Annotated in this window: 18 protein-coding genes; 12 read left to right on the forward strand and 6 right to left on the reverse strand. The window is 61.2% G+C overall.

Going from position 1 to position 18858, the window contains the following annotated elements; genetic code table 11:
• Window positions 1-68 precede the first annotated feature (68 nt).
• Window positions 69-1478 carry a branched-chain amino acid transport system II carrier protein gene (brnQ, locus tag sake_RS02110; RefSeq protein WP_178945353.1) on the forward strand — a complete coding sequence of 470 codons (1410 nt, stop codon included), beginning with the start codon at window positions 69-71 and terminating at the stop codon, window positions 1476-1478.
• A 219-nt stretch (window positions 1479-1697) separates the two neighbouring features.
• Here the strand turns inward: brnQ and sake_RS02115 are convergent, their stop codons facing one another.
• Both sake_RS02115 and sake_RS02120 read right to left on the reverse strand, forming a co-directional pair.
• Entirely contained in the window at window positions 1698-3395 is a 1698-nt protein-coding gene (locus sake_RS02115) for a long-chain-fatty-acid--CoA ligase (RefSeq protein ID WP_243155723.1), read from the reverse strand.
• A 67-nt stretch (window positions 3396-3462) separates the two neighbouring features.
• Window positions 3463-3912, reverse strand: coding sequence for a thioesterase family protein (locus tag sake_RS02120; protein WP_178945354.1), 450 nt, complete (start codon window positions 3910-3912; stop codon window positions 3463-3465).
• Window positions 3913-4101: 189 nt separating this feature from the next.
• Here sake_RS02120 and sake_RS02125 point away from each other — a divergent pair, with 189 nt between their 5' ends.
• On the forward strand, window positions 4102-4560 hold the full coding sequence (locus sake_RS02125) for a ribose-5-phosphate isomerase (RefSeq protein ID WP_178945355.1): 459 nt from the start codon (window positions 4102-4104) through the stop codon (window positions 4558-4560).
• A gap of 114 nt (window positions 4561-4674) precedes the next feature.
• Window positions 4675-4905, forward strand: a complete 231-nt coding sequence (locus sake_RS02130; RefSeq protein ID WP_129358707.1) for a hypothetical protein — start codon at window positions 4675-4677, stop codon at window positions 4903-4905.
• Between the two features lie 75 nt (window positions 4906-4980).
• Here sake_RS02130 and sake_RS02135 read toward each other — a convergent pair whose 3' ends face one another.
• Window positions 4981-6441: a tryptophan-rich sensory protein gene (locus sake_RS02135; protein WP_178945356.1), complete on the reverse strand. Its 1461-nt coding sequence runs from the start codon at window positions 6439-6441 to the stop codon at window positions 4981-4983.
• 70 nt (window positions 6442-6511) lie between these two features.
• Between sake_RS02135 and sake_RS02140 the strand changes: the two genes are divergently transcribed.
• The 3 genes from sake_RS02140 (at window position 6512) to crtI (ending at window position 9760) form a co-directional block, all read left to right on the forward strand.
• A complete protein-coding gene (locus sake_RS02140) occupies window positions 6512-7156 on the forward strand; it encodes a CPBP family intramembrane glutamic endopeptidase (protein WP_178945357.1) in 645 nt (214 codons plus the stop codon).
• Between the two features lie 67 nt (window positions 7157-7223).
• Window positions 7224-8132: a squalene/phytoene synthase family protein gene (locus tag sake_RS02145; protein ID WP_178945358.1), complete on the forward strand. Its 909-nt coding sequence runs from the start codon at window positions 7224-7226 to the stop codon at window positions 8130-8132.
• Window positions 8129-9760, forward strand: coding sequence for a phytoene desaturase family protein (gene crtI, locus sake_RS02150; protein WP_129358715.1), 1632 nt, complete (start codon window positions 8129-8131; stop codon window positions 9758-9760). Before sake_RS02145 ends, crtI begins: the two co-directional genes overlap by 4 nt.
• Window positions 9761-9777: 17 nt before the next feature.
• Here the strand turns inward: crtI and galK are convergent, their stop codons facing one another.
• From galK to sake_RS02165, 3 genes are read right to left on the reverse strand one after another with little or no spacing between them, the layout of a single operon-like run.
• On the reverse strand, window positions 9778-11103 hold the full coding sequence (gene galK, locus sake_RS02155; protein ID WP_129358717.1) for a galactokinase: 1326 nt from the start codon (window positions 11101-11103) through the stop codon (window positions 9778-9780).
• Window positions 11100-12227 carry a galactose-1-phosphate uridylyltransferase gene (gene galT, locus sake_RS02160; RefSeq protein ID WP_178945359.1) on the reverse strand — a complete coding sequence of 376 codons (1128 nt, stop codon included), beginning with the start codon at window positions 12225-12227 and terminating at the stop codon, window positions 11100-11102. The genes galK and galT overlap by 4 nt, the downstream gene beginning before the upstream one ends.
• Window positions 12224-13024, reverse strand: a complete 801-nt coding sequence (locus tag sake_RS02165; protein ID WP_129358722.1) for a DeoR/GlpR family DNA-binding transcription regulator — start codon at window positions 13022-13024, stop codon at window positions 12224-12226. Before sake_RS02165 ends, galT begins: the two co-directional genes overlap by 4 nt.
• 216 nt (window positions 13025-13240) lie before the next feature.
• On the opposite strand from sake_RS02165, the gene sake_RS02170 reads away from it, so the two are divergent.
• The 6 genes from sake_RS02170 to sake_RS02195 all read left to right on the forward strand — a co-directional run bounded on the left by sake_RS02170 (window position 13241) and on the right by sake_RS02195 (window position 18751).
• Window positions 13241-14917 (forward strand): sodium:solute symporter family protein, encoded by a 1677-nt coding sequence (locus sake_RS02170; protein WP_129358724.1) that lies wholly within the window; start codon window positions 13241-13243, stop codon window positions 14915-14917.
• 27 nt (window positions 14918-14944) lie between these two features.
• Window positions 14945-15289, forward strand: coding sequence for a hypothetical protein (locus tag sake_RS02175; protein WP_129358726.1), 345 nt, complete (start codon window positions 14945-14947; stop codon window positions 15287-15289).
• Entirely contained in the window at window positions 15289-16227 is a 939-nt protein-coding gene (locus sake_RS02180; protein WP_178945360.1) for an aldose 1-epimerase family protein, read from the forward strand. Before sake_RS02175 ends, sake_RS02180 begins: the two co-directional genes overlap by 1 nt.
• A gap of 245 nt (window positions 16228-16472) precedes the next feature.
• A complete protein-coding gene (locus tag sake_RS02185; RefSeq protein WP_129358730.1) occupies window positions 16473-16829 on the forward strand; it encodes a lycopene cyclase domain-containing protein in 357 nt (118 codons plus the stop codon).
• On the forward strand, window positions 16822-17187 hold the full coding sequence (locus sake_RS02190; RefSeq protein WP_178945361.1) for a lycopene cyclase domain-containing protein: 366 nt from the start codon (window positions 16822-16824) through the stop codon (window positions 17185-17187). Before sake_RS02185 ends, sake_RS02190 begins: the two co-directional genes overlap by 8 nt.
• A complete protein-coding gene (locus sake_RS02195) occupies window positions 17165-18751 on the forward strand; it encodes an FAD-dependent oxidoreductase (protein WP_178945362.1) in 1587 nt (528 codons plus the stop codon). Before sake_RS02190 ends, sake_RS02195 begins: the two co-directional genes overlap by 23 nt.
• Window positions 18752-18858 lie beyond the last annotated feature (107 nt).

Here is an 18858-nt window from a genome sequence, read left to right on the forward strand (position 1 = left end):
CTGAGCCTGAGGGCGGACACGCCCTCCCTGACCGACCAATCGATCGCACAAAGGAAACCACGCCGCACATGGCACAGAAAGCGCCGCACAAGAGCCGGAATGGGGTCGTCATCGTCATCGCAGCGATGATGCTTTTCTCCATGTTTTTCGGGGCAGGCAACCTCATTATTCCTCCCATCACGGGGGTCGAATCCGGAGAGAACTTCTTGCCCGCAATCCTGGGATTCATCAGTACGGGGGTCCTGCTCCCCGTCCTCGCGGTCATCGCCGTGGCCATCACCGGCAATGACGTCCAGGACCTCGCGCGACGAGGAGGTCGAATCTTCGGGTTGGTCTTCCCGATTCTGGCGTATCTGTCCATTGGAGCGTTCTACGCCTTGCCCAGGACCGCGACCGTAAGCTTTTCTTCGGCGGCAACGCCGATATTCGGATGGCATTCCACGTGGGCCGCCGCTGGATTCTCCGCGGCGTTCTTCATCGTCGCGTTCCTGATGTCGCTGAATCCCAACGGTTTGGCGGACAAACTCGGCAAGTACCTCACCCCGGCGCTGTTGCTCCTGCTGGTCCTGTTGATCGTCCTGGGTATTTTCACGATCGATCACCAAACCGGGTCCGCCGTCGACGACTACGCGTCACATCCCGCGGCCACGGGCTTCGTCAACGGGTATCTGACCATGGACTCGATTGCGGCCCTTGCGTTCGGCATTCTCGTCGTCTCCGCTCTCCGGTACAAAGGCTTGCCGACCGGCCCGAAATTGGTGCGCGGCGTCGGACTGTCCGCGATCGTGGCCGGCATCTTCCTTGCGGTGATCTATTTGGGCCTCGGATACATCGGTAATTTCATTCCTCATGGAGCAGAATATTCCGACGGTGCCGCACTCCTTGCCGCCGCGGCCAATCAGACCATGGGCATGCCGGGAGGAATCGTTTTCGGGCTGATCGTGGTGCTCGCATGCTTGTCGACGGCGGTCGGCCTTCTGGGGGCAACCTCCGAATTCTTCAACAAGCTCGTGCCCAGCGTGTCCTACCGGGCGTGGCTTGTCATCTTCTGCCTCATCTCTTTTGCGGTATCGACCACCGGGCTCGAGACGGTCTTGGCAATTGCCGCCCCGATCGTTGGGTTCTTGTACCCTCCGGCTATCACTTTGATCCTGTTGACCTTGATCGAGCCGCTGATTCGGCGTCGTCTCCAGTGGACGTTCGTCTTCGCACTGACCATCGCCAGCATCTGGGCGGCACTCATGACGTTGGAATCCCTCAATGTGGGCGCCTCGGTCATCTCGCCGCTGATCGGGTGGTCCCCAGGACACTCGCAGGACCTCGGCTGGTTCGTGCCGACCTTCGTGGCGGCGATCGTCGGCGTGATAGTGGATCTGACCGGTGGGGCGAAGAAGGGCGTGCCGCTGGGCGGCGAATCCGTCGCCGACGCCGAGGTGCGTACCGGAGCCGTCTCGCAGTCCAGAGCAGATACCCTGTAGCGTCATCGCTGCGTGGCCGCATCGGCGCCGACGGCACCCGCGGGGCCAACTGGTGAGCGGACCACAACGGTTATTAAGAAGAGCGGCCCCCGGAATAAATCCGGGGGCCGCTCTCCGTCAATCACTCGCACCTTTGAGGTACTTTCGACTCTAGAGTTCGAGACTGTGATCCAGCTGTGGAACAAGTCTTAAAGAACTCGGAGTCAGGGCAGAAAAGCCTCAGTTGGCTTGGTTGGACGTGTAATCCGCGCGCATCTGACGCTTGTTGAGCTTGCCCACCGACGTGCGGGGCAGCTGAGAGGAAACGATGACTTTTTCCGGCAGTTGCCACTTGGCGAACCGCTGGGACAACAGATCGATGACGCTGTCTTCCGTGACGGTCTGTCCCTCTTTGGGAACGACATAAGCCACGGGTCGCTCCTGCCACTTGGGGTCGGGAACGCCGATCACCGCGGCTTCCGCGACCCTCGGATTGTCCAGAATCGAATTCTCCATATCGATGGAAGAAATCCATTCGCCGCCTGACTTGATCACGTCTTTGAGCCGGTCCGTCAACTTGAGATACCCGTTTTCGTTGATGACACCGACGTCTCCAGAACGCCACCAACCGTCCTCGAAGTTGTCCGCCGAATCCGGGCGATTGTAGTACGACGTCGCAATCCAAGGCCCCCGGATCAATAGCTCTCCGGCCGATTCGCCGTCGTGCGGCTGGGGCTGACCGTCGAGGGCCTCGATCTTGATCTCGACGCCCAGCATCGGTACACCCTGATAGCGCCTGATGTCCCATCCGTCCTCGTCGGACAGGTCGGAGAGGGCAGGCGGCAGGTCCCCGTTGGTCGTGACCAACGGCGAGGTTTCGGAAGCTCCGTAAGCGTGGATGATCTCCCCGCCGGTCAGTTCCTTGAAACCTTGCATCAGCGACAGGGGAGGCTCGCTGGCACCGCACACTATGCTCAGGCCGGTGAGATCCGGAGGCTCAGGCAGTGAACGGTAGTACTCCAGCATCGGGGTGAGGATCGAGGGTGCCCCATTGGCGAGTGTGACGTGCTCATCGCTGAGGGCTTGCGCGAGAACGGCAATGTCCTGCGCCTGCCATCGTCCCGGAAGAACGACCTTGGCCGCAGCTGCGACCGCGGCCTGAGGGAAACCCCAGCACATCACGTGGAACATGGGTGTCACCAGCATTATGGTCGCGTTGTAGTCAACCGCTTGGGAAGAAACCACGGCGAGCGAGTGCAGGTACATGGACCGGTGCGAATAGAGGATGCCTTTGGGTCGGCCCGTGGTGCCGGTCGTGTACCCGGCGTAAGCGGCCGTTTGCTCCGCGATCCACTCAAAGGGGTAGTCTTCCGGTTCGTCCCTCATCAGGTCTTCCAGGAAAACCGGGTTGGGCAACGTGGTCTCCACCTGATCGCTGGGTCGGTCCGACATGACGATCCACCCCTTGATGCCCGGCGCATCGCGGTGGGCCTCAGCGACGGGCAAGAGCGATTCGTCAACGCAGACCCAGGAGGCGCCCGAGTGTTCGATCACGTATCCCAGATCCTCCGAGGCGAGACGTAGGTTGAGCTGCAGCATGGTGGCGGCCAATCCGGGAACCGCGAAGTAGAGCTCGAAGTGACGCTGGGAATTCCAGTCCAGCACTCCGACCATGTCTCCAGGGCCGATCCCCACACGGGAGAGTGCTCCGGCCATCTTGCCGACTCGAGCGAATTCACGACGGTAATTCGTTCTGTTCCACGAGCCGTTCAAATCCCGGTACACCACCTCATTCTGGGGGAAGGTGGTTGCGGCGTAGCGCAAGAGCGAAATCATGTTGAGGGGATAATTGTCGCCTGTGGTGGCAGGGAGTCCTTCGAGCATGGGGTCCTCGTCACTGTTGTCGTGGGCATCGTTGCCGCCTGGTTTCCGTAGCAAAACCCTACGCTTCAGTGATCCAGGACACAATTGGACGTGCGGGCCATCGCGGCGCCGACCTCGTCCGTCAGTGACTCACCGGAGCCGCCGAGAGGTCGGTCGGGTCCTCGGGGTCAAAAGTTCCGTATCGACCGAGAAGTTGCCGCTCTTGGCCGCCGAGCGTGCGCGGGGTGAGGTTCTCAGGATCCACGCCAACCAATACGTTCAGCCCGTCGAAGACCACGGCGTTCTCCTGGATCCCGCGGAACGTCACGGTGTAGGAGGTGCCGCCCACGTGACCGATGCCAAGTTCGATCACGAGTTCGGGCCCGTAATGGACTGGACGACGGTAATTGATTTCGGTGCGGACGACGACGGTGGGGTTGACGTCGCGGTCCCATCCGTTGAGCGATCGCAGCCACATGACGCGGGCTTCCTCGATAAGGGTCAGCACGCGCGCATTATTGACATGACCCATGAGGTCTTGATCGGACCAACGGATTTCGAGAGGTCGGGCGAAGGCGGGATATTCGGTCATGGGTGGGGGTCCTTCCGGTTTATTGCCTCATCGATACTAGCCAGTCTTGAGGCGAAAACTCCTTGCGGCGTAATCCTCCTCGGTATGGTGGATCATTCGGCAAGCTCGTCCAGCGCGCATCCGAGAGTGAACCTGTAGAAATAATCATGAGGGAATGCGGGTTATGCCCGGTAACGAAAGGAGAACACCATGGGCCTGAAAATCGTCGTCGGTGGAGACAACGCAGGATTCAACTACAAAGAGGCTCTCAAAGCCGATCTCGAGGCTGACGAGCGGGTCGAGGAAGTGAATGACGTCGGTGTGACCGGTACGGATGACGAGACGTACTACCCCAACGTGGCCACCGCGGCCGGCGAGAAAATTGCCGCGGGTGAGGCGGATCGGGCCTTGCTCATCTGCGGAACCGGCCTCGGGGTTGCAATTTCCGCGAACAAGGTCAAGGGAATTCGTGCCGTCACGGCTCACGACATCTACTCGGTCCAGAGATCCGTGCTGTCCAATAACGCTCAGGTTCTGTGCATGGGAGAACGCGTCGTCGGACTCGAGCTGGCACGCACCCTCGTCAAAGAATGGTTGGGGCTGGAATTCGACCCGAATTCCTCCTCGGCGGCAAAGGTTGACGCGATCTGTGCCTACGAGGGCGACTAGAGCCCTCTGGGTCGGGCTGGAAAATACTCGCTCAAGAAGACGCCCCTGTGTTGCACGACACATAAAAGTGTATGGTGACTAGTGAATACGCCATATCTCTCAGGGGAGTTGGACATGAATCAGTCAGAGTATCAAAGAGGCCATAAACAGCTCGTACTTGTCTTGTTGCTGGCCACGAGCGCGGCTGCGGCAGTGATCATTATCGGCTCGACGGTTCTGGTCCCGAAATTTTCTTTCTTCGCCCCATGGGTCGCCGGAATATGGGCCGTGATAGTGATCTGGACCCTGATTCTCGAGCGCGGCACGCTGTTTCATCGTGATCAACACCGTACGTCGGAACGGTAACGCCCCAGCTGACGTGCAGTCGTCAGGAAAGACTGCAATGGGCCCCTGGCGAGTGCCAGGGGCCCATTGCCGCACTTAGTGCTTATTTGGTCGGTTCAGTCGGGCGATCGCGCCGTTGAGGACCGTGGCAAAACCGGACCACGCCGCATAAGGAGCCAGGAGGACGCCCCGTTCGGGAGACGAGCGGTGTGCGCGCCGCACCAGGTCGATTGAGCTTGCCGTGAGGGCGGCGGCCCACACCGTCGAGAACGCAGGCTTCTTGCTCCGAAAGAACATTCCCGGCCAGCCGGCATTGAGCGCAAGATTCACGCCCAGCGCCGCAGCATGCCGACGGGCCCCGGGGCGATCGTCGTTCTCCAGGAGGTCTGCAATGGTCAGCGCATTGATTGCCGCAATATCCGCGTACAAAGTGGTCCAGACCCAGGGGAAAATCACAGCCGGCGGTTGCCACGAAGGCAGCTCCAGAGTCTTGTACCAAGAATTCTTCGGGTCGGTGAGGGTCGAGCCGAGGACGGCGCACGCGCCGACTGCCAGGGACACCCCCGTGAAAACCTTGGTCCACCGGCGTGTTTGCGGGCGGTCGAGAGCATCATGAACCGCGTCTTCGAAGGACTGGTTCCCTCCGGGAGGTCTGCCGACCATTGTCTCGAGGTCACGCTCCTTGAGAACGGTGTCGTGCAGAAGACTCGATATCAACGGGCTGATCAAAGAATGGTCGACCGTCGTGACCAGAGAAATCCAGTACGAGGCGAGCTGGGGAGTGGTTACGGGGGCGGTGATCACCACACGCGGGATCTTGCCCCAGGTTCTGGCGTAGCGTTTCATCATGTCGATATACGGCAAAGTGTCCGGTCCGCCTATGTCAAAGGTCCGGTTCATGTCTTCGGGCAGATCGGCAGCGCTCGCCAAATAAAACACCGCATCCCGGACGGAGATCGGAGTGATCTCGTGTTGGATCCACGCGGGGCCAATCGCCCCCGGCAGACGTTCCGACAGATGACGAAGCATCTGAAATGACGAGGACTGCGCGCCCAGAACTACTCCCGCCTGCAAAGCCGCCGTCGGGACTCCCGTATCCATGAGAATCTCGCCCACTGCCACGCGAGAAGCCAGATGCTCCGAGAGCTCCTCGTCGTCGGGATGAAGTCCGCCGAGGAAGACGATCCGTCGGATGCCCGCCGCGCGGGCTGCCGCACCGAAGGTCTCGGCCATCTGCTTCTCGTCACGCATGAAGTCATCGCCGGAGGACATCGAATGCAGGAGGTACCAGGCCGTGTGCGCACCGGAGAGGGCGCGTTTCACGTCTTCCGCCGCGGACGCATCGCCCTGCACAACTTCCACCTGCCCCGCCCGGGCGCTCGTGCCCTCGGGCACAATCCGTTCACCCCATGGCATGGACAAAGCTTTGTCCCGGCTTCGGGAAAGAGTCCTAATTGCCCATCCCCGGTCCAGCAGCTCGGTCACGACATTGCTTCCGACATATCCCGTCGCGCCCGTGACCAGACCGAGTCGGGTCTCCTGGTGTTCGACAGTCATATGCTCTCCTTTCGTGGTTCACCCTGAGTCTAAACTGTTTCTCCTAGCCAGCCGTGGAATACTGATGCATATGCCCACTGCATCCGTATCGGTGATCCCGCGAGTGCTCGTCGTCCTGGTTCCTGCCCTTGTGGGCGCTGGTGGACTCCTGACTGCGTCAACTGCGGACAGGGGATCGGTGCTCTTCTACGTCGCGACTTTCTTCACCGCGGCGGTATACGTCCTCGCTTGGTGGTTCGAAGGACGCGGTCGAGAAAGTTTCTCCCGAACCGCGTGGGGCAGAGATCTTGCCCGAGGCGCAGCCCTAGGTCTCATTTTCCTGGCAGTCTTCGCCCTCGGAGCATTGGTGGTCCGACCTTTCCCGGTTTTGGCCGATCCGGTCGTTTCCCTCCTCGAGAACGTTCGGCAAGGTGCGTTGTGGCTGACGGTCCTGACAACGGCGGTCAACGGTGTTGCCGAAGAGCTGTTTTTCCGAGATGTGGTTCCGCGCAATATCACGGGCCGCCCGAGCGTCGTCGCCGTGTGCTCGGTCGGTCTCTACACCGCGGTCACGATCGCGATGGGCGTGCCCCTCCTGGTATTCGCCGCGGTGATCATCGGCGGGGCGACCTACTTCGAGGCCCGCTCGACGCGCCGTTTGTTCTCGCCCATAGCCCTCCACCTGGTCTGGAGCCTGGGCATGCTGGTTGTCTTGCCTCCACTCATGGGGTCGTGAGCAATGCTCCCAGACATCCAATCGACCTCGGGGCGGCGGCCGCGCCGTTGTATGGAAGGAATTGACCATGGGTGACCTCAGCAGATACTCAGCGACCTGCCATGCCGTATCGACCGGGGTGATCGGCCGCTATTCGACGTCCTTCGGCAACGCCACGCGTCTTCTCAGGGAACCCGTGAAATCTCGGGTTCGGGATCTTTACGCCGTAGTTCGTCTGGCCGATGAGATCGTTGACGGACCTGCGGCCGAAGCCGGCCTCAGCATCGAGCAGATATCCGGAGAACTCAATCGTTTCGAAGCCGACATCATGCAGACCATCGATACTGGGTTCTCCTCCAACCCCGTGGTGCACGCCTTCAGCGATACTGTCCGCACGTGCGCGATCCAGGAGAAACACATCCGTGCATTCTTCAGGTCCATGCGCGCCGATACGGATACGAGCTCGTACGCCGGCCGCGAGCTCGACGAATACATTTACGGTTCGGCTGAGGTCATTGGGCTCATGTGCCTGGATATCTTCTTGGCCGAACGGTCCAAGCAAGGTCCGGACCATAAGGTCCTTGTCGACGGTGCCCGGCATCTGGGGGCTGCCTTCCAGAAAATCAATTTTCTGAGGGACCTCGCGGAGGATCAGGAAGAGCTCGGGCGTGACTATCTGGGCCTGGAAACCGAAGGAGATAAAGACGAAGCCCTCGCCGATATCCGGCGCGATCTCAGCATTGCCCGAAGGTCTCTACCGGCTCTTCCCGCATCGTCCCGGACTGGCGTGACGGCGGCCTACTTGCTCTTCGGTGAACTCGTCCGTCGTCTCGAAAGGACTCCCCTTGCGCTCTTGCGGCATCAACGCGTACGGGTCCCCGACGCCGTGAAGGCAAAGATCCTGGTCCAAGCGGTCGTGGGCGCCCGTACCGCGAGGTTCACATCGTTCCGACCCGGTCCGGTGGATGGGATCTCACCTGTGAAGGAAAAACGATGACTGAACCTCGGAGAGGTCAAGAGGGGCCCAGTGCGTCGGCTCGGGCCGTGGTCATCGGTGCCGGTGTCGCGGGACTGGCGACGGCGATCCTGCTCTCACGAGAGGGCTACTCCGTTACCGTCCTGGAGAAGAACCCCGAGGTCGGCGGCCGCGCCGGAACGTTGGCCGAAGGCGGCTTTCGATGGGACCGAGGGCCTTCCTGGTACCTGATGCCGGATGCCTTCGAGCATTTCTACCGGCTGATCGGCACTTCGACTGAACGTGAGTTGAACCTGGTTCCTCTCAACGATCCCGCGTACCGCGTGTACTCGGGTGCCCACGAGCCGTTGGACGTGGTCTCGGGGGAGGATGCCGCCGCCGAGCTCTTCGAACGCATCGAGCCGGGGGCCGGCGAGAAGCTCCGTCGCTACCTCGCCGAGGCGGCGGATACGTATCGCCTCGCGGTAGCGAACTTTTTGTACACCACTTTTTCCTCCCCTCGATCCGTGCTGACTCCGGAGATTCTTCGGAAGGTTCCTCGCCTGATCAAGCTGCTCCTGGGCTCGATGGAAGGCGCCGTCTCGCGGCGATTCGAGGATTCCCGACTTCGCCAGATCCTGAATTATCCCGCGGTTTTCCTCTCGAACCAGCCCAGGAAAACGCCCGCGATGTACGGGCTCATGAGTCATACCGACCTGGTCCAGGGCGTGATGTATCCGCAGGGCGGCTTCGGCACGTTCGTCGACTCCTTGGTGCGTTTGGCCGAAGAGGCCGGCGTCGAGATTCGGACTGGCTCCGAAGTGCTAGCCATCGACACGGGGCCCTTGGGCCGGTCAAGGGGCGCGAAAGGCCAGGTCTGCGGTACCCGGTACCGGAGCCCGGACGGCTCCCTGGAAACGGTTTCAACGGACGTGGTCGTCTCCGCCGCAGATCTGCACCATACCGAGACTGCCCTGTTGCCTCGGGGACTGCGCTCTTATCCCGAAGCTGTCTGGAAGCACAGGAACCCGGGCATCGGATGCGTTCTGGCCTATCTCGGGGTCGAGGGCGAGTTGCCCGAACTGGCCCACCACACTCTGGTCTTCAGCCAGGACTGGGACCCGGATTTCCGGGCGATCTTTCGACCGAGCAAAGGACGGGGGGACGGCTCGGATGCTCCCGAGGGTCGGTATTCCGAGTCGATCTACGTGTGTCGTCCGTCGGCGACCGATCCCTCGGTCGCGCCGGAGGGGAAGGAGAACCTCTTCGTCCTCATTCCGGTTCCGGCTATCGCGGACGGCATCGTTTCCGGGGACGAATCCCTGGAAACTATCGTGGACGCGGTGATCGGGTTGATTGGACGAAGAGCGGGGATTCCCGACCTCGCCGGCAGGATCGTCATCCGCCACACGGCCGGTCCCGGCGACTTCGAACACGAATACAATGCCTGGCGGGGCAACGCACTGGGACTTGCTCACACCCTGGGACAATCTGCTTTCCTGCGCGGATCGAATGCTTCCCGCAAGGTCAAGGGCCTCTATTATGCCGGGTCGACGACGGCTCCGGGCGTGGGATTGCCCATGTGTCTGATCTCGGCAGAGAACGTGATCAAAAGATTGCGCCACGACACCACGCCGGGACCGTTGCCCGAAGTGCCTGATGATTCCTGACCCGGCCTACGAACGGGTTAGAGATCCCGCCGCGCCGCGGGCGAGGGAACAGCCTCGAGGAAGACTGGAGAACGGAACCGGGACTTCTCGAACGCCTCGGCAACCGACGAGGCCACGGCTTGGACGTCATCGTTTCGGACCAACGCGATCGCTGAGCCGCCGAAACCGCCACCCGTCATCCGGGCGCCCAACGCGCCCGCGGTCCGGGCAGCGTCGACCGCGACGTCCAGTTCGGCACAACTGACGCGGTAGTCGTCCCGCAACGAGTCGTGGGAACCATTCAGGATATCGCCCAGCGACGCCCATGCCTCGTCCCCGGCCTGAGGGGCGGAGCCGTCGAAGAGCCTCACGCATCGGTCCACGCGGAGAATTTCGGTCCAGATGTGCCTGACCAGGCCCCGCATCGACGAATCATCATGCCCTTCCGGGAAGCTGATCGATCCCTCCGCGGCTATCGCATCCCATTCCTTCAGACGACGATCGACGTCTTCCTGGCTTGGACGTTCGCCGAGCGCATCGCGAAGTGTTGGAACGTCGAGAGCTTCGGCCGCGGCCTCGCACCCTTTTCTCCGTTTGGCATACTGGCCATCGACCAGACGGTGCGGCGCCTGAGTGTCGATCACCAGCAGTGAGAGACCGGCCTGAGCCACATCGATCTTGAGGGGACTCGATGAAAAATCGCGGCAATCAATGGTCAGGACGGAGCCTTGACGGGCCCGAAGGGAAATGGACTGGTCCATGCCGCCCGTGCTGGCTCCCGCGATCTCATTCTCAGCGCGGATACAAGCCGTGGCGAGCCGAGCCCTGCCCTCCTCCGAATCCGCGAGCAAGGCCCTGGACTCATCGGCCTCGGAGGCCAACGCGTCAAAGGCCAAGGCCACCGAGCACTCCAGCGCGGCCGACGAGGACAATCCCGCACCCACGGGCACGGAGGACCGGATAGCGAGGTCCGCGCCCGTAATATCCTTGCCATCAGGGCCCCCGGCAAGAGATTCCTCGACCATGGCCCAGGGGACCCCGGCCACGTAGGCCAGCCAACTGTTCAACCGTCCGGGGCCGACCTCGTCGAGATCGATGACCAAAGAGTCACCGGGCTCCTCCGCCGAGACGGCTCGGACCAGGTGGTCCTGACGAGGGGACACGGCAACATACGTGCGGTGGGGCAGCGCGAGCGGAACCACCGTTCCGCCGTTGTAGTCCACGTGCTCTCCGATCAGATTGACCCTTCCGGGGGCCGAGAAGACAGCCCATGGCTGCGCCTCGTAAGCCTCGGTGAAGAGAGCACGCACGCCCTCGATCTGTTGCTTGCGGTCCGGAGCCGAATTCCATGCGAGCGTGTTCACTGGGCAACTTCCTGCAATCGGAGGGCAATGCGTTCGGGGGTTGTGTCACTGATCCACGCGGCCATCGCAGACTCCGAGCCGGCCAGGTATTTCAACTTTCCAGGAGACCTGAGCAACGAGAACACATGCAGCCACATGCGGGAAATGTCATCCCCTCCGGCCACGGGAACCTGATGCCAGGCCGAAATATATGGAAGTTGTTCGATGCCTTCGAAGAAGCGGTTGAGTCGACCCAAGAGATCCAAATAGAGGTCCGCGAGTTCGTCCTTCTCCTGTCCGGTCAATTCCGTGAAGTCCTTCGCCGGGCGACGGGGAACGACCATGAATTCGACCGGCCACTTGGCTGCGAAGGGAACATAAGCAACCCAATGCTCCGTCTCCGAGATGACCCGGACCTTCTCTTCGAGCTCTGCGGCCAATACGTCGCCGATCAGGTCACCGCCCGTGGACTGATGCCATTCGTGGGCCTGCCTCTGAACGGCCGCCGTATGCGGAGGCAAATAGGAATAGGCATAGATCTGACCGTGCGGGTGGTGCAGGGTCACCCCGATCTCTTCGCCTCGGTTCTCGAACGGAACCACCTGAACCACGCCCTCGATCGCGGACAGGTCGCGCGTGCGGTGCGCCCATGCTTCGATTACCGTGCGAGCGCGTTGGTGTCCCAGATCGGCGAAGGAGCCTTCCTGATGGGAAGTGAAGCAGACGACTTCACACCGTCCCGCGGGGGAGGTCTCCTGGAACAAGGGTTCGTCACGGTACTGCTCGAAGGGGCCCTGCAGTGAAGGAAACCGATTCTCGAACACGACGACGTCGTACTCCGGCTCAGGAACCTCGGACGGGACGGTTCCCTGTCCGGCGGGCGCGAGCGGATCTTCGTCCGCCGGTGGCAGGAACGTGCGGTTCATGCGGTGGGCGGCCAGTGCAACGTGTTCACCGGTGAGGGGGTCCATGCGAATGCTTGCCGACTCGCGCGGAGGAACCTGGCGAGGCTCGAGGGGACGCGGATCGTGAATCGATCGAGTTCTGGTCCCTGAAATATAGGGTTCCGAGTCATCGAAGAAGATGATTTCCCGACCGTCGGCGAGTTCCCCCCGCGTGACGCGGGGTAGGGCGTTCTCCGTCATGATGCAATGACCACCTTGTCAATTTTTTCTTCCAAGAATTCCAGCGCGTCCTCCGGCAGGTCTGGGCTGGTCACCACGACGTCGACCTCAGGCCAGTCGGCGAATCCCGCGAGGCCGGTGATGCCCCACTTGGTGTGATCGAATACCGCGACGACGGTGCGAGCCGAATGGACCAGGACCTTGTTGGTGCGGGCCTCCGCGAGGTTCGGAGTCGTCAGCCCGGAGCGCCCGACGCCATGTGCTCCGATGAAGAGGGTGTCCACGTGCAGATACCCCAGCGTCGCGTCGGCCAGCGGACCCACGAGCGCGTCCGAGGGGGTGCGTTCTCCACCTGTCAGAAGCACTTGGTGCGGGGTCGAATGTTTTCTGCCGTCCGCTTCCTGGACGTCCTGGGCCTTGAAGAATTCGTCTGCTACCGGCAATGAGTTGGTCACCACCGTCAGATTCGCGAGGTCGTGCCTCCCCGTGATTTCTTGGGCAAGCCGTGTGCACGTCGTTCCGGCGGAGAACCCTATGGATTGATTCGAGCCGACCATGTCGGCCGCCGTTCGGGCGATTGCGGATTTGGCCTCGGCGTTCAAGGTCATTTTCTCTGCATACGCGGGTTCGAGGGTTGAGGCCGTGGATTCGGCTCCGCCGTGAATTCTGGTCAGGAAGCCCTGGTCGTCCAGTTCAGCGAGATCCCTCCGGACCGTCATGGGGGACACATCCAGCAGTTTGGCGAGGTCCTGCACGTGAACCGCGCCGTTTTTCTGGACCTCTTGGACTATGCGCTTCTTGCGTTGTTCGGCGAGCATCGTCACCCTTCCGCTGACACGACGGGACTGTGGATCAGCAACAGTATGGCACAAAACGAACAAAAAGGAACATGGTCGTTTTGTTGGATTCTTGGGGTTTCCCTCCGTCAATAGTTGACAGCATCACACTCGCGTGTAGGCTAAGCTCCAGAAATCAACATTTCTGAACAGCAGCGCACATTTTTGTGCGCTCCCGAGCACTCCAGGAGGCAAGCGATGATGCTTGCAGACGCCAGTTCCGGCATCCGGTTGTCCCTCTCATGGGTCGACTACCTGATGCTTTTCCTCTACTTCGCGACGGTCCTCGGGATCGGCATCGCGGCTAAGCGCAAGGTCAAGACCAGTATGGACTTCTTCCTTTCGGGAAGATCGATGCCAGCGTGGATTACCGGCCTCGCCTTCGTCTCCGCAAACCTCGGAGCTACCGAGATTCTGGGCATGGCGGCCAACGGCGCGGAGATCGGCATGGCGACGTTGCACTATTACATCGTCGGTGCCGTGCCGGCCATGGTATTCCTCGGCCTGGTCATGATGCCGTTCTACTACGGGTCCAAGGTCCGGTCGGTTCCGCAATTCATGCTGCGACGCTTCGGAAAGCCCGCGCACGTAGTCAATTCCATTGCTTTTGCGATATCCAACGTTCTGATCGCCGGAATCAACCTCTACGCGATGGCGATCATCATCGAAGCGATGCTGGGCTGGCCCCAGTGGGTCGCGATCATCATCTCCGCCGGTTTCGTACTCCTGTACATCACCCTCGGCGGCTTGTCCGGTGCGATCTACAACGAGGTCATGCAGTTCTTCGTGATCATCGCGGGTTTGGTCCCGTTGACCATCGTCGGACTGCACCGGGTGCATGGCTGGTCCGGTTTGAAAGAAGCTCTCATGAACACCGAGGGTGTGAGTCGCCTTCACTTGTCGGCTTGGCAGGGAACCGGAATCGGTGACGTCACCAATCCCATCGGAGCCAACTGGCTCGCTATCGTCCTCGGGCTCGGTTTCGTTCTCGGCTTCGGTTACTGGACCACCAACTTCACCGAGGTTCAGCGAGCGTTTTCGGCCAAGAACATGTCAGCAGCACGGCGTACGCCCCTGATCGGTGCATTCCCGAAGCTCTTCATCCCGTTCATCGTGGTGGTTCCCGGCCTGATCGCCGCGGCAACGGTTGGCAATCAGTTCGCTGACGGAAGTCTGACGTACAACGAGGCGATCCCCAAGCTGATTCAGATGTACCTGCCCTCCGGCGTCCTCGGTGTGGCCGTTACGGGGCTCATGGCCTCGTTCATGGCCGGTATGGCGGCCAACGTGTCCAGCTTCAATACCGTGTTCACCTATGACATCTGGCAGGAATACATCAAGCCGAAGATGCCCGATCACTACTACCTCTCCGTCGGACGTTGGGTCACGGTCATCGGCGTCATCGTCGGAATCGGAACCGCGTTCCTTGCCGCTCAGTTCGGGAACATCATGACGTACATGCAAACGTTGTTCTCGTTCTTCAACGCGCCGCTGTTCGCGGTCTTCATCCTGGGCCTCTTGTGGAAGCGGATGTCGCCGGCAGCCGGCCTGTGGGGCTACCTTGCGGGAATCGTTGCGCCGACGATCGTCTGGATCGCGTATCTGAATGACGAGTCGCTCTTCGGCTCGGCGACGGCGGAAACCATGTACGGAGCGATCTACTCTTTCGTGGCCGTCATTGTGGTCTCGGTGATTGTCACATTCTTCACCCGAGCCAAGCCCATCGAGGAACTCAAGGGGCTCGTCTACGGTGTCGGATCCATTGACGTGAAATCCGATGTCGTCGCCGGCGATGCTGCGTGGTACCGGTCGCCTGCCTTGCTGGGCACCGTAGCCTTGGTCCTATGCGTCCTGCTCTATCTGCCCTTCCTGTAAGAATTCGCACTGACGAGGAGAATCAAAATGAATGAGAACTCAGAGGAGACTCCGGGCCTCGTGCAGCTGAGCGAGGCGGAAAAGAAGGACCTGATCCGCTCAACCCGTCGCACGGACCTTCGCCGCATCATCGGTGGCTTGTTCCTGATCTACGGCATCCTGGTGACGATCATGGGGATCGCGGATCCGGTTGCCGATGCGGCCAAGACGGGCGGTATCCATATCAATCTGTGGACCGGTATCTCGATGCTTGTGGTCTCGGGCCTGTTCTTCCTGTGGGACCGGCTCGCGCCGGTGCCCGCAGAAGACATCGTGGCCAGCGCCGAATACGTCGAGGTCAAAAAGGCGGAAGGCGAAGGGAAGCTGGGCTAGTGTCCGGACCGCAAGGAAAGCGTTGTGCGATCTCCGCCGGGGGCTACTCGGCGGAGATCGCCGTGGTCGGGGCGAGTCTCGCCTCGTTGCGGGGTCCGAGGGGACACCTGGTCAGATCGACACCGCCCGAGGGCCTGCGTCCGGGGTGCAGCGGGGCGATCCTGGCTCCGTGGCCCAATCGCATTCAAGATGGACGTTATGAATTCGCTGGCACGTCCCATCACCTGCCCCTGACCGAGCCCGAGCGCAATAATGCTGCTCACGGACTTGTCCTCTGGGAACGGTGGGAGATTCTGTCCCATACCGCGGCGGAGGTGATTCTGGGACTGGATCTGGTTCCCCAACCCGGTTATCCCTTCGAACTGAGGCTCAAGGCGGTCTACTCCTTGACGTCCAATGGACTCGAATGGCGGGTATCTGCGACCAATCTCGGCGACCAGTCCGTCCCGTACGCGGTCGCCGGGCACCCTTACCTTGTCGCCGATGGCTCTGACGGCCAGAAATCCGGTGCACTGAATGACTGGAGCCTGAAAGTTCCCGCATCGGTATATATCGATGCCGATATGGACAGGTTGCTGCCCCTCGGAACCTACCCGGTGGACAACACCCACTTCGATTTCCGGTCGGGTCGGCGCCTGGACGATTTCTCCTACGACGTAGCCCTCGGCGGGCTGGGGCGCAACGAGGATGGACGGACGGCCTGCGAACTCACGTCGCCGAATGGCGGCGGCGTCGTTCTGGAATGCGGGCCCGAGGTCAACTGGATTCAGGTGTACACCGACGATCAGGCCACGGGAGAGCCGGGGCGGCGGGCCGTCGCGGTCGAGCCTATGACGGCGCCGGCCGACGCTTTTCGCTCGGGCCAAGACCTGACGGTCATCGAGCCGGGGCAAACGCACAGCGCTTGGTGGCGTCTTGCCGCATTATCCGACGTGTGACCCCTCCTTTCACTCGTTCTCATTGTTCCCTGCTGATACCTTGGTGAGTGAATGAGGTCACCGCTGGTGTTTGTTGCGATGCGGAGGACTCCCGACGCCTATTCTCGTCCCGAAATCGTGAAGGATCGAAAAACAGGCTTCTGACTAGGAGCTATTTGGTACGGTGTTGTTATGTTTGACGCCAGCCAGTTCGAGGGGGAGCTTGTCGCGTCGTCGTCATGCGAAGAACTTGACGGACGCGCCTAATGGCCGAGTGGACTTACGTCGTCGTCCTGGTGCTGTGCCTCGCGCTCACGTTTCCCTTGGAATTCGTTTTCCGACTCAAGGTCTACCGAAGTCCGCTTCGATTGATCCTCTCGTTGCTTCCGGTCGTCATCATCTTTTCCATCTGGGACGCCGTGGCAGTCGCCCGGGGGTATTGGACCTATGACCCTGTGCAGACATTGGGAATCGACCTCTTGGGTGCCCTGCCGCTTGAGGAAGTTGCCTTCTTCGTTGCCATTCCCATTTGTGCGATTCTCACCTTTGAAGCGATCGGGAGAGTCCTTGAACTCATCCGTCGGCTGATAGCCCGCCGGAAAGGTGGCGGCGACCGTGCTTGAATACACCATCGGAACCGTTCTGACGATGTTGGTCGTCGTCGCTCTTGAGCTGTTTTGGCTCAGAACGGGCATCTTCCGCACCGTGAAGTACTGGCTCTCGATCATCGTGATGGTTTCTTTCCAGATCCCGATGGATGGTTTCCTGACCCGTCTGTCGAATCCGATCGTGCGGTATGCACCGGACGAATTCTTGGGGATTCGCTGGCCGTTCGACATTCCGATCGAGGATTTCGGTTTCGGATTCGCCGTCATCACATTGACCCTGATGCTATGGACCTCTCGGAGCGGCTCATCTCGCTCAGCACGCCCAGGCTCACGAGAAGAGGAAGCGGCACATGACCCCCACCATTCGCGATAAGCACGCACAACGAATTGAGGCGACCCCCGGAACCCTGGGTCCCGACGCCGAGCGGCATGTCCTGGTCATTGGCGGAGGGATAGCCGGCTTGTCCGCCGCGACGGGCTTGGCCGAAAGAGGCATCCACGTCACTGTGGCCGAGCCGCAGCTCCAGCTCGGCGGTCGCGTGAGGTCGTGGACTGTCGAGGGGGCCTCGGGCACGGTCACCATGAGCCGGGGCTTCCACGCGTTCTTCCGGCAGTACTACAACTTGCGTTCCCTCTTGGAACGGATACCGTCCAAGAGCCCGAGTCCGTTGCGTGCCGTTCCCGACTACCCTCTGCGTTCCTCGGACGGACTGGCCGATTCCTTCGCGAAGATCCCCCGCACTCCTCCCTGGAGTTTCATCGGATTCGTGGTGCAGAGTCCGAGCTTTCGCGCCCGAGATCTGCTCGGGGTGGATCTGGACGCCGCTCTGTCACTTCTGGACGTCGATTTCCCGGAAACCTACCGTCAACATGATGGCCAGAGCGCCCAGGATTTCCTGGACCGCCTGGGCTTTCCTGAGCGAGCCCGTCATCTTGCCCTAGAAGTCTTTGCGCGCAGTTTCTTCGCCAAGCCCACGGAATTCGCGGCGGGGGAAATGCTGGCCATGTTCCACACCTATTTCCTGGGATCATCCGAAGGGCTGCTTTTCGACACGGCTTCCGACGATTTCGATACGGCACTCTGGTCACCGCTGCGGGATTATTTGTCCGGGCTGGGCGTTCAATGGCGCGGGACCAGCGTCGAATCCTTGGACATGAAGTCCCAGGGGGCGAGGGCTCTGATGGGCGACGGTACGAGCGAGGACTACGACGCCGTCGTGCTCGCGGCAGGCCCTGCCGCGACGCGTCGCTTGGGCACGGAGACCACGGGGATCGATGCCCCTCAATGGTTCGATCGGATGCGCGGTATTCGACAGGCGCCGCCCTTTGCCGTGTGGAGGTTATGGCTGGACCGGCCGGTCGGGTCGAATCGTCCCGCGTTCCTCGGAACGACCGGGTTCGGGCCGCTGGATAACGTGAGCGTCCTTGAACGCTTCGAGACAGGAGCGGCGCGCTGGTCCGAAGAACACGGTGGCAGCGTCGTCGAGCTACACGCATATGCGCTTGACGAGCCCGTGGACGAGCCATCTCTTCAGCGCAGGCTCCGGGACGAGCTCTCACGGGTCTACCCGGAGACGCGCACCGCTTCGATCATGGACGATGTGCTCCTCATCGAGAACGACTGTCCGTTGGTCGGCCTCGAGCCCTGGGAGGACCGCCCAGAAGTTCGGACTCCACATCCGTCCCTCGTGCTGGCGGGAGACACGATTCGGTGCGAATATCCCGTCGCTCTAATGGAGCGGGCCGCGACCACGGGGTGGCAAGCGGCGAATGCCCTCCTGGAAGGTTGGGCGGTTCAGGGACACGAGCTGTGGACCCCGCCGTTGGCTTCCCGGCACGCTTATCCGCGGACACTGAGAAAACTACTGGATTCCGGCCGACGAGCACGTCGTCTCGTGACCCGAGGCAGGCCACGCTCTCGGGGAGGTGACGCATAGCCGTGCGGCGCACGATCCGTGCCCCCAACGGGGACCGGACATAATCCTGAACCATGAACCACACGGAAGAACAATGAACTCAGCGTCACCGACCACCGGCTCAGGCC

Source organism: Kocuria sp. TGY1127_2 (genome assembly GCF_013394385.1).
In the GTDB taxonomy this organism is placed as follows: Bacteria; Actinomycetota; Actinomycetes; order Actinomycetales; family Micrococcaceae; genus Rothia.

Excerpts from the sequence above, each read along its gene's own strand:
- brnQ (WP_178945353.1), top strand. The coding sequence starts at position 69 with ATGGCACAGAAAGCGCCGCACAAGAGCCGGAATGGGGTCGTCATCGTC.
- sake_RS02120 (WP_178945354.1), bottom strand. The coding sequence starts at position 3,912 with ATGACCGAATATCCCGCCTTCGCCCGACCTCTCGAAATCCGTTGGTCC.
- sake_RS02125 (WP_178945355.1), top strand. The coding sequence starts at position 4,102 with ATGGGCCTGAAAATCGTCGTCGGTGGAGACAACGCAGGATTCAACTAC.
- sake_RS02130 (WP_129358707.1), top strand. The coding sequence starts at position 4,675 with ATGAATCAGTCAGAGTATCAAAGAGGCCATAAACAGCTCGTACTTGTC.
- sake_RS02135 (WP_178945356.1), bottom strand. The coding sequence starts at position 6,441 with ATGACTGTCGAACACCAGGAGACCCGACTCGGTCTGGTCACGGGCGCG.
- sake_RS02140 (WP_178945357.1), top strand. The coding sequence starts at position 6,512 with ATGCCCACTGCATCCGTATCGGTGATCCCGCGAGTGCTCGTCGTCCTG.
- sake_RS02145 (WP_178945358.1), top strand. The coding sequence starts at position 7,224 with ATGGGTGACCTCAGCAGATACTCAGCGACCTGCCATGCCGTATCGACC.
- crtI (WP_129358715.1), top strand. The coding sequence starts at position 8,129 with ATGACTGAACCTCGGAGAGGTCAAGAGGGGCCCAGTGCGTCGGCTCGG.
- galT (WP_178945359.1), bottom strand. The coding sequence starts at position 12,227 with ATGACGGAGAACGCCCTACCCCGCGTCACGCGGGGGGAACTCGCCGAC.
- sake_RS02165 (WP_129358722.1), bottom strand. The coding sequence starts at position 13,024 with ATGCTCGCCGAACAACGCAAGAAGCGCATAGTCCAAGAGGTCCAGAAA.
- sake_RS02170 (WP_129358724.1), top strand. The coding sequence starts at position 13,241 with ATGATGCTTGCAGACGCCAGTTCCGGCATCCGGTTGTCCCTCTCATGG.
- sake_RS02175 (WP_129358726.1), top strand. The coding sequence starts at position 14,945 with ATGAATGAGAACTCAGAGGAGACTCCGGGCCTCGTGCAGCTGAGCGAG.
- sake_RS02185 (WP_129358730.1), top strand. The coding sequence starts at position 16,473 with ATGGCCGAGTGGACTTACGTCGTCGTCCTGGTGCTGTGCCTCGCGCTC.
- sake_RS02195 (WP_178945362.1), top strand. The coding sequence starts at position 17,165 with ATGACCCCCACCATTCGCGATAAGCACGCACAACGAATTGAGGCGACC.